This is a genomic window from uncultured Flavobacterium sp., from assembly GCF_963925415.1.
Taxonomy (GTDB): Bacteria; Bacteroidota; Bacteroidia; order Flavobacteriales; family Flavobacteriaceae; genus Flavobacterium.
This window is the reverse complement of sequence record NZ_CAWUTS010000036.1, coordinates 1-7,655: the sequence shown is the minus strand read 5'-3', so window position 1 is coordinate 7,655 and position 7,655 is coordinate 1. Positions and strand designations below refer to the sequence as shown.

The window sequence follows — 7,655 nt, the reverse complement described above, 5'->3', positions numbered from 1 at the left end:
TCGCAAGAAACAGTCAATTTGTGTCTTCCTTTTGCTCTTCTACGTGCAAGGACTTTTCTACCATTAGGTGTAGACATTCTATCCATAAACCCGTGTTTATTTCTTCTTTTTCTTTTTGATGGTTGAAACGTTCTCTTGCTCATTGCTTATATCTTTAATAATCTATTTTTATTATGTGTTATAGTTTCCTATAAATCGAGTGCAAATATACAAAGTCTTTTTTCATTTACAAGTAGTTTTTAAAATATTTTTTCAATAGATTTTATTACCTTTGTATCAAATTAAAAAACATACTATGTTTCATAAAACAATTAAACTAATTATTGCTTTCTTATTAATAGCTTTTGGTATTTACCAAATTGTTGATAGAAGTACCGGTAATGGGATTTTTCTTATTTTTATTTCCTTTATTTTTATATTTCTTTACTTTAAAAACGAATTTATTTTATTGGCTTTCTTAAAATTAAGAAAACAAGATATGGCAGGAGCAAAATCTTGGTTAGACCGAATTAAAAATCCTGAAACTGCTCTGGTTCAAAAACAACAAGGGTATTATAATTATTTGAACGGAATTATGGTTTCACAAACCAATTTAACTTTAGCAGAAAAGTTTTTTAAGAAAGCTATTCAATTAGGCTTAAGCATGGATCAAGATTTAGCTTTAGCTAAATTACAATTAGCCGGAATTGCTTTAAGTAAAAGAAGAAAAATTGAAGCTACAAAATATTTAAACGAAGCTAAAAAGTTAGACAAACAAAATATGTTAAAAGAACAGGTTGACATGTTGAAACAACAGCTTAAAAAAATATAAGTTTATACCCATAACTAGTGGGCAATAAAAAATCACAAACTAAACAATTTAGCTTGTAATTTTTTTGTTTACAAAATTCAAAACAATGCATTGCTTTACTCTGGCACTTCAATTAAATATGATTTACCTTCAGAAACGCTTAGCTTTTTATCTCTTAACCAAGGGTTTAATACTTTTAATGTTTTATAATTTGTTCCTTGATTAATTGCATAAAGCGCTATGTCATCAATAGTAGAGTCTACTGATACTTTTTTTGTGGGTATCGAAATGTATAACTCGTGTTTAGGGATATCAAAACCATATTGAGCAGAATTTTTCATAATTTCTTTTAAAGCTAAAATTCGAAACACATAACGAGCAGTTTCTTCATTAAATAAAGCATCATAATAGCTTGTAACTTGTTGGGCATCTAACACTCTATTAACACCTGACATACCTGCGTTATACGAAGCCGCTACTAAAGTCCAATTTCCAAATTTTGCATAAGCATCTAATAAATACAAACAAGCCGCCTCAGTAGAAACATCCAATTGATACCTTTGATCTACTTGAGAAGTTACTTCCATGTTATACTCTTTTGCTGTAGCTGGCATAAATTGCCATACCCCTCTTGCACCTGCAGGAGAAACAACATTTATTAAACCACTTTCGATTACTGCTAAATATTTAAAATCATCGGGAATTCCATTCTTTTTTAAAATAGGCTCAATGATTGGAAATACTTTATTAGCGCGCTTGATCACTAAAGTAGTATTAGAATGATAGTTAATGTTCGTTACCATTTCCCTATCCAGTCGTTCGCTAACATCGTTGTCTGTTGTGGGTACTGTTTCACCTGCAAAATTTATACCTGAAGGTATAGCCGATGAACGACTTGTGGTTTTTGAGACTGATACAGCATATATAAACAGACTACTTATTAATAAAACAACAATTATTTGAAACGCTCTTTTAGTTTTTAAATTCATTTAGATCATTATTAAGAATTAATTTTGGCAAATTTTCATTCAACCATTTGTATTTATTGATAACTAATACATGTGTTGCGCCTTTAATAGAAATACAATTTTTTATGTTTTTAATAGGAAAAACAAGATCCGAATCACCATGAATGTGAATGACATTCAAATCGGGTTTGGTTCTTTTCCATAAAATTACACTTTCTATTGCCCAATCCAAATACTTTTGGTCTCTCATTTGCAAATATTTTTCATAAAGCTTTAAACGCTTGGTTATAACATTTTCGCCAAATGCATATTTTGTCAAAACCTCAATATTTGAAAACAATTGTGTAGGAATAATTTTATAAGCTCTTGTGTTTTTTGCAATAATCATTTTTAACGGAAACTCTAGATTACTTTTTACACTTGAAATAATTATGACTTTTGTTGTTTGAATATGCAATGCCATTTCTTGAACAAGTAAACCCCCAAAAGAAACACCAATTAAAACTGGATTTTTGTGCTTTATTTTTTCAGTCATTCGAAGTGCGTAATCTTCTAGCGACTCTTTCTCAAGAGGCAAAAACCATTCCAAATAATACAATTCGAAAGAATCTTCTGGTAATTTTATAAATTCAAAAATAGCAGAACTAGCTGCTAAGCCAGGCATTAAGTACACAGAAACCTTCTTCATAGGTTATTAACTAAAATTTTCGTAACTTTGGAGTCCAATTAAACCCCAATATGGACATCAAAGATAACGAACTTTTAAGACAATTTGAAATTACAACAGATACGGGTTTGGTCGCTATTGAATATTCCATTCATGATCGCAAGCTTTTTCTAACTAAATTTTGCGAAAACAACAACCTCGATTTAGAATTGCACGATGAATTTATCGCCAACGTATTAGAAATAGCTGTTGAACGAAAATTAAAAGTTGTTCCTACCCACCTTAGAATGATTAAGTTTTTTAGAAAACACAGAAGATATAGAGAACTTCTTCCACCTGGATTGAAAATATAATTTAAATCAAATCCCAAGTTTATTTAGCTTGGGATTTTTTTTTGCAAAAATTATACTAATAAAATGTAATGTTTTTAAACTTTAAGCACTAAATAAGAAAATATTAGCATGAGTATTGATTTTTATACCGTATCCATTTTGCCTTATTCAGGAATTATTATTAAAATCTGTAGAGCATACACAAATTCTCAAGAAGATTTTGAGGATTATTATCAGGAAGTATGTTTACAAATTTGGAAAAGTAAAGATAATTTTAAAGGACAATCTGAATGGTCTACATGGATTTACAGAATTTCATTAAACGTTTGTTTGACTTTACTTAAAAAGAACAAAAAAAAACAGCACACATCATCCGACTTTATGCCAGACGTGGCTACAGAAGACGGTTATGTTTTTACTGATGAATCTTTAAATCATTTGTACAGTGCCATAAAACAACTTTCTGAACTTGACAGAGGAGTTATTATGTTGTACTTAGAAGAAAAGTCCTATCAAGAAATTGCCGATATTATAGGAACAAATGCAAATAACATTGGCGTACGTATTACACGTATCAAAGAACGATTAAAAAAAATATTAAACTAAAAACATTATGGAAAAAGCTATAGAATTAATTTGGAAAGAAGGATTTTTAAAAAAAGACGCCTTAATTGCACCAAAAATCAATAATTTATACACTCAAAAATCTATCGATATCGTTGAAAAATTCAGAAAAATGTATCGAATAAATAGGATCGGAATTGTACTATTTGCAATACTTATTATACCCATTTCATATATTAGTAAAATCCCTTATATGGGAATATCTATGGCCTTTTTATTCTTAATAATTTCTATTATTGCTCATAAATTTAGTAAAAAACTCAATACAATTAACAATAGCGCAAGTAGTTACGAATACTTGACCTCCTTTGACAAATGGACTAAAGAAATGAGAAATACCAACACCAAACTATCTCGATTTTTATACCCTTATATATTTATAATAATGGTTTTAAGTTTTTGGTTTGGTGAAATTGGCGGAGATGATCCGGGCACTAATTTTACAAAAATATTCATTAATAAATTTCCTGATACTTACTTGGTTTTTAATTTTCCTTTAGCCTTCATTGTTTTTTTTATTGGAATGATTGGTGTTTTAACCTTCTTTGGAGAAAGAATTGGAGAATTTGATTTGAAACTAGGTTATGGAAGAATCTTAAAAAAATTAGAAATATTATTAGCTGATATGGAAGAGTTGAGAAAATAATATAAATTAAAAGTATAAAAAAGGATAGTTCAAAAACGAGCTATCCTTTTTTAGCATATGTATTATTTTATTAAACTACTACATTTACAAAATCAAATCTTACAGCGCCGTCTTCATCAATTTTAGTAAGTTGTACATCATGTAATGTGTTTACTAATTCAGGATTCCAAGGCGCCTTAACTTTCACATAATTTTCTGTAAAACCATGAATATAGCCTAATTTATTTTCGTTTTCAAATAAGACTGTTCGGTTTGTTCCTATTTGGCTTTCATAAAAGGCTCTGCGTTTTTTTACCGAAAGTCCTCGTAACATTTTACTTCGCTTTGCTCTTACATTTTTGGGCACTACACCGTCCATTGTTGCAGCTTCTGTATTATCTCTTTCAGAGTAGGTAAAAACATGTAAATAAGAAATGTCTAACTCATTTAAAAAATGATATGTTTCCAGGAAATGCTCGTCTGTTTCGCCAGGAAAACCAACAATTACATCTACACCAATACATGCATGAGGCATAACTTCTTTGATTTTATTTACCCTATCTACATATAACTCTTTCATATAACGACGTTTCATTTTCTTTAAAACTTCATTACTTCCTGATTGCAACGGAATATGAAAATGAGGTACAAACGCTCTTGATTTCGATACTAAATCGATGGTTTCGTTTTTTAATAAATTAGGCTCAATTGACGAAATTCGCAAACGCTCTATACCCGCCACTTTGTCTAATTGGGTAACCAAATCTAAAAAAGTATGTTCGTGTTTTTTATTGCCAAACTCTCCTTTTCCATAATCACCAATATTAACTCCGGTTAAAACAATTTCTTTAATTCCTTTTGCAGCAATTTCAGATGCATTTTGCAAAACACCCTCCATGGTATCACTTCTTGAAATTCCTCTTGCCAATGGAATTGTACAATAGGTACATTTATAATCACAACCATCTTGTACTTTTAAGAAAGCACGGGTTCTATCTCCAAAAGAATAACTTCCTACATAAAAATCAGCCTCTTCAATTTCACAAGAATGTACTTCGCCCATGTCATTTTTGGACAAGTCATTTATATAATCTATAATTTTAAATTTTTCTGTTGCTCCTAAAACCAAATCAACTCCATCTACAGCAGCTAATTCTTCGGGTTTTAATTGTGCATAACAACCAACGGCTGCAACAAATGCTTTGTCGTTTGTTTTAAGTGCTTTTTTGACTATTTGTTTAAATTGTTTGTCGGCGTTTTCGGTAACCGAGCATGTATTGATCACATACATATCTGCAACCTCTTCAAAACCAACACGTTCAAAACCTTCGTCTTGAAAATTTCGGGCAATTGTTGAAGTCTCAGAGAAATTTAATTTACATCCTAAAGTATAGAATGCTACTTTTTTTTTGTTTTTCATAAGCAAACTCAATTGATGAAATCGTTGTCAAAAAATTGAGATTGCAAATTTAGGTAAAAATTTAAAATAAAAATAGCCACAGATTCACAGATTTTAATTTGTAACAATTTTATTAAAATTGCGTATAATTACTAAACTCAAGATTATGGCTGGAGAAGGTTCAATGTTGCATGCTATTATTACAATGAAAAACAATAGACGTGATAGAAAATCGAAATTAGAAAGGTTAAAAAACACTTCTAATCATCGAGAAGAGTTTATTGATCATAAAAAAGCTTCACCTGAATTATTAAGAAAAATTAGAACAAGACTTCAATTTGAAAATAAAACAAGAATGCGAAAGGCAATTATAAAAACGAGTATAATCTTAATTGTTATGTGTAGTGCAGTATATTTTATAAATGAACATTGGAGAAAAATTTTAAATTTTATTTCTATTTAAAACTATATAGATTAAATGCCACAGATTCACAGATTTAAAATAAATTAAAAATCTGTGAATCTGTGGCTAAATCTTAGTAACTACTCTTTCCTAAACTTTTTTGTTTCCTCAAAAATGTGTTCCATTATTTTGGCATCTTCTTCAGTAAATTCGATTTTTCTTCTACCCATTACAATTTTAGCAGTTTCAAAAGCTTTTTTGGTAATGTAGGTTGTAAAGCCAGAAGCTCCTCCCCAAGAAAAACTGGGTACAAAATTTCGTGGAAAACCTGATCCAAAAATATTTGTTGAAACTCCCACAACTGTTCCTGTGTTGAACATTGTGTTGATTCCGCATTTAGAGTGATCTCCCATCATTAAACCACAAAATTGAAGGCCTGTTTTAGCAAATCCTTCTGTTTCATAACTCCATAAGCGCACTTCGTCATAATTATTTTTAAGGTTTGAATTGTTAGAATCTGCACCAATATTACACCATTCGCCTAAAACAGAATTTCCTAAAAAGCCATCATGACCTTTATTAGAGTATCCAAAAAGAACGGAATTATTAACTTCACCACCAATTCTAGAATGTGGCCCAACAGTTGTTGCCCCATACACTTTAGTGCCTAGTTTTACTTGAGCTTCTTCACATAAGGCAAAGGGTCCACGAATGACAGAACCCTCCATGATTTCAGAATTTTTTCCAATATAAATTGGCCCTGTTGATGCGTTTAGAGTTACAAATTGAAGCTTTGCTCCTTCTTCAATAAATATGTTTTCGGGTGCAATTGCATTAACACTTTTAGGAATAGGTTCAGAAGACCTATCTTGTGTTAAAAAGTCAAAATCTTGACGGATGGCTCTGTCGTTTTTTTCAAAAATATCCCAGGTATGCTGAATTTGAAAAAGTTCATCCTCATATTCAATTAAATCATAGGTGTCAAAATCTACTTCGTTTTGTGTGTCATAAGTAAAAAAGGCCACAATTTCTTCTTGATATACGATTGCTTGATTTATGAGTAAAGCTGAAACCATTTCTGCCAAATTTTCGTCAGGTAAAAAAGAAGCATTAATCATAACATTTTCTTCCATCTCCACCATTGGAAACTTTTCCATCAAATATTCTTCAGTTAATGAAGTCGTTGTACTGCCCAGGTGCATTTCCCATTTTTCTCTAATGGTCAATATTCCCAAGCGAATATCTGCAACTGGTCGGGTATAAGTAAAGGGCAGTAAGGCATTGCGAACGGTTCCGTCAAAAAGTATATAGTTCATTTTATCAATTCAATTAAAAATCAAAATTACAATTTATTCCATAAAAAAACCTCCCAAAATGGAAGGTTTTATATGTTTATAAAAAATTCGATTAGTTTTTATCGAATTTTGCATATTTAGTTTTAAATTTATCAATACGCCCTGCAGTATCAATAAGTTTAGATTTACCAGTGTAAAAAGGGTGAGAAGTTCTAGAGATTTCCATTTTATAAACGGGATATTCAACACCTTCGTGTGTAATATTTTCTTTAGTTTCTACTGTTGATTTTGTAATAAATACATCTTCGTTACTCATGTCTTTGAAAGCTACTAATCTATAGTTTTCTGGGTGAATTCCTTTTTTCATCTTTGTAAATCTTTTTTTATTTGTTGGCTATAAACCGTTCTGATGCTTTCTCTTTTTTAGTGAAAAAGGTATAAACGTTTATAACTTTTTGTTTATAATCTTTAGTATTTTTGAGATTGCAAATTTACACTTAATTTTTAATTAACAAGCAAAACTGTAACTTTTTTTATTTTAAATCACTTATA

At 30.2% G+C, this 7,655-nt stretch carries 11 protein-coding genes; 5 read left to right on the top strand and 6 right to left on the bottom strand.

Annotated features, from left to right (window positions below; all coding sequences use genetic code 11):
- Window positions 1–143: 50S ribosomal protein L34 (rpmH, locus tag AABM47_RS02835; protein WP_338409411.1), on the bottom strand; the 143-nt coding region annotated here is incomplete at its 3' end.
- 152 nt (window positions 144–295) lie between these two features.
- On the opposite strand from rpmH, the gene AABM47_RS02830 reads away from it, so the two are divergent.
- Window positions 296–811 (top strand): DUF2892 domain-containing protein, encoded by a 516-nt coding sequence (locus AABM47_RS02830; protein ID WP_338409410.1) that lies wholly within the window; start codon window positions 296–298, stop codon window positions 809–811.
- Between the two features lie 95 nt (window positions 812–906).
- On the opposite strand, the gene AABM47_RS02825 is transcribed toward AABM47_RS02830, so the two are convergent.
- Both AABM47_RS02825 and AABM47_RS02820 read right to left on the bottom strand, forming a co-directional pair.
- Window positions 907–1,779 carry a lytic transglycosylase domain-containing protein gene (locus tag AABM47_RS02825; RefSeq protein WP_338409409.1) on the bottom strand — a complete coding sequence of 291 codons (873 nt, stop codon included), beginning with the start codon at window positions 1,777–1,779 and terminating at the stop codon, window positions 907–909.
- On the bottom strand, window positions 1,763–2,446 hold the full coding sequence (locus AABM47_RS02820) for an alpha/beta hydrolase (protein ID WP_338409408.1): 684 nt from the start codon (window positions 2,444–2,446) through the stop codon (window positions 1,763–1,765). The genes AABM47_RS02825 and AABM47_RS02820 overlap by 17 nt, the downstream gene beginning before the upstream one ends.
- 50 nt (window positions 2,447–2,496) lie before the next feature.
- Here AABM47_RS02820 and AABM47_RS02815 point away from each other — a divergent pair, with 50 nt between their 5' ends.
- From AABM47_RS02815 to AABM47_RS02805, 3 genes are all read left to right on the top strand, one after another.
- The gene (locus tag AABM47_RS02815) at window positions 2,497–2,778 is read left to right on the top strand and encodes an N-acetyltransferase (protein ID WP_338409407.1); all 282 of its coding nucleotides are present in this window, start codon (window positions 2,497–2,499) and stop codon (window positions 2,776–2,778) included.
- 108 nt (window positions 2,779–2,886) lie between these two features.
- Window positions 2,887–3,363 carry a sigma-70 family RNA polymerase sigma factor gene (locus AABM47_RS02810; protein ID WP_338409406.1) on the top strand — a complete coding sequence of 159 codons (477 nt, stop codon included), beginning with the start codon at window positions 2,887–2,889 and terminating at the stop codon, window positions 3,361–3,363.
- A gap of 7 nt (window positions 3,364–3,370) precedes the next feature.
- A complete protein-coding gene (locus AABM47_RS02805; RefSeq protein ID WP_338409405.1) occupies window positions 3,371–4,027 on the top strand; it encodes a hypothetical protein in 657 nt (218 codons plus the stop codon).
- Window positions 4,028–4,097: 70 nt separating this feature from the next.
- On the opposite strand, the gene mtaB is transcribed toward AABM47_RS02805, so the two are convergent.
- Window positions 4,098–5,426, bottom strand: coding sequence for a tRNA (N(6)-L-threonylcarbamoyladenosine(37)-C(2))-methylthiotransferase MtaB (gene mtaB / locus AABM47_RS02800; protein WP_338409404.1), 1,329 nt, complete (start codon window positions 5,424–5,426; stop codon window positions 4,098–4,100).
- Window positions 5,427–5,571: 145 nt separating this feature from the next.
- Between mtaB and AABM47_RS02795 the strand changes: the two genes are divergently transcribed.
- A complete protein-coding gene (locus AABM47_RS02795; protein ID WP_338409403.1) occupies window positions 5,572–5,868 on the top strand; it encodes a hypothetical protein in 297 nt (98 codons plus the stop codon).
- A gap of 80 nt (window positions 5,869–5,948) precedes the next feature.
- On the opposite strand, the gene AABM47_RS02790 is transcribed toward AABM47_RS02795, so the two are convergent.
- Both AABM47_RS02790 and AABM47_RS02785 read right to left on the bottom strand, forming a co-directional pair.
- The gene (locus tag AABM47_RS02790; protein ID WP_338409402.1) at window positions 5,949–7,124 is read right to left on the bottom strand and encodes a GlmU family protein; all 1,176 of its coding nucleotides are present in this window, start codon (window positions 7,122–7,124) and stop codon (window positions 5,949–5,951) included.
- 91 nt (window positions 7,125–7,215) lie between these two features.
- Window positions 7,216–7,470 carry a type B 50S ribosomal protein L31 gene (locus AABM47_RS02785; RefSeq protein ID WP_338409401.1) on the bottom strand — a complete coding sequence of 85 codons (255 nt, stop codon included), beginning with the start codon at window positions 7,468–7,470 and terminating at the stop codon, window positions 7,216–7,218.
- Between the last annotated feature and the right edge of the window lie 185 nt (window positions 7,471–7,655).